This is a genomic window from Amycolatopsis sp. SID8362 (assembly GCF_010550475.1).
GTDB classification, from domain to species: Bacteria; Actinomycetota; Actinomycetes; order Mycobacteriales; family Pseudonocardiaceae; genus Amycolatopsis; species Amycolatopsis eburnea.
Window position 1 is genome coordinate 1 of record NZ_JAAGNB010001859.1, and the last position, 1,699, is coordinate 1,699.

The 1,699-nt window shown below is 74.6% G+C and carries 2 protein-coding genes; one reads left to right on the forward strand and one right to left on the reverse strand.

Annotation, left to right across the window (positions count from 1 at the left end):
• Nucleotides 1-347 (reverse strand): hypothetical protein (locus G3I65_RS56210; protein WP_203612788.1); only part of this gene is annotated, 347 nt, incomplete at its 3' end.
• A gap of 380 nt (nt 348-727) precedes the next feature.
• On the opposite strand from G3I65_RS56210, the gene G3I65_RS56215 reads away from it, so the two are divergent.
• Nucleotides 728-1,699 (forward strand): MFS transporter (locus G3I65_RS56215; RefSeq protein ID WP_309236127.1); only part of this gene is annotated, 972 nt, incomplete at its 3' end.

Here is a 1,699-nt window from a genome sequence, read left to right on the forward strand (position 1 = left end):
GCGGGAGCCCCGCCGCCACCGCTGGGCCGCACCAAGTCCGACAGCCCCGGCCGCCGAGCCTCCCGCCGCGGCGTGGTGGTGGGCTTGTGCGCGGTGGCGGTCGTGGCGATCGGCGGGGTAGCGGTGGCGGTCAGCAGTTCGGGAGGGGGGTCGACGGGCAGCACCCCACCGCCGACGACATCGGCGACCGAGACCCCGGATCTGGTGACGTTGCCACCACCGGAGACCCCGCAGACGACGCACGCGACGGCGGTCCCGCCACACACGAACGCGCCGGTGACCACGCACCGCAAGACCCCGCCGAAGACGACGTCCCAGACGAAGACGACCACGCCGACGACCACCACGACGCCTACGACGACCGCGACTCCGACGACGTGACCGCAGCGACCCGGGCGCCCCGCCGCTGACGTGGCCGACGGCGGGCCAGGTGATGCTGACTGGGTGGCCTGGCTCGGCCGCGCAGCCCTTGCGGCCGAGCCGGGACTGCTCCGCGATGCCGCCCAACGGACTGGGCCGCTGGGCGGGTCGGCAACGTTGCTCGACCAGCTGGGCCGCTCGACGGGTGGGCTCGGCAGCTCGCGAAAGCGTCCCGACCCAGGAGGAAGTCCCGAGGCGAGCCCCCACCACTCACCCCGCCCAGTATGTGAGAGATTTTCCAGCCCAACGAGTGAAGCCCCACCTCCCGCCGTTGACCAGCGGCATCCCCCACCCGCAAGTAGAGCGGGTGATCTCCCTCCGGTCCGCACCGGCACGCCCCACCACCGCCACCCGGCAGCTCGTGCTGCTCGCCCTCGTGCAGGTCTGCGGCATGAGCGTCTGGTTCTCCGCCTCCGCCGTCGTTCCCGCGCTGCGGGCCGAATGGGCCCTGTCCCGGGAAGACACCATCCTCCTCACCGCCGCCGTCCAGGTCGGGTTCGCCTGCGGTGCGGTCGTTTCGGCCGCGCTCAACCTCGCCGACCGGATCCGGCCGCACCTGCTCATCGCGACCGGTGCCGTGCTCGCCGCGGTCGTCACCGCCGCATTGCCGTGGTGCGCGCCCGTTCGGGGGCTCGTCGTCCCGCTCCGGTTCGCCGCCGGGTTCGCGCTCGCCGGGGTCTACCCGGTCGGGATGAAGGTCGTCGTGTCGTGGCTCCCGCGGAAACGCGGCATCGCGCTCGGCACCCTGCTCGCCGCGCTGACCGTCGGCTCGGCTCTGCCGCACCTGCCGGTAGCGCTCGGCTGGCGAGCCGTGCTGGTCGGCGCCGCCGTTCTGGCGACCGTCGGCGCGGGCGTGTCCGCGCTGTTCGTCCGCGAGGGCCCAGCCGGCGCGCCCTCGCCGCCGTGGCAGCCGCGGTACCTGGGGCGGATGGCGGCCGACCGGCGGCAGCGGCTCGTGTGCCTCGGCTACTTCGGGCACATGTGGGAGCTCTACGCCCTGTGGGCGTGGCTGCCCACCTACCTCGCCGCGACCGGCGGGCCGCGTGGGCTCACCGCGTTCGCCGTCATCGGGATCTGCGGGGCGGCCGGGTGCCTGCTGGGCGGCGTGCTCTCGGACCGCTGTGGCCGCGCTGTCGTCGCGATGGCGGCCATGCTCGTCAGCGCGGGGTGCGCCGTGCTGTCCTACGCCGTCGCCGGCACCGCGCTCCTGCTGCCCGTGCTGCTGGTCTGGGGCGTCGCGGTGATCGCCGACTCGGGACAGTTCTCCGCCGCGCTCGCC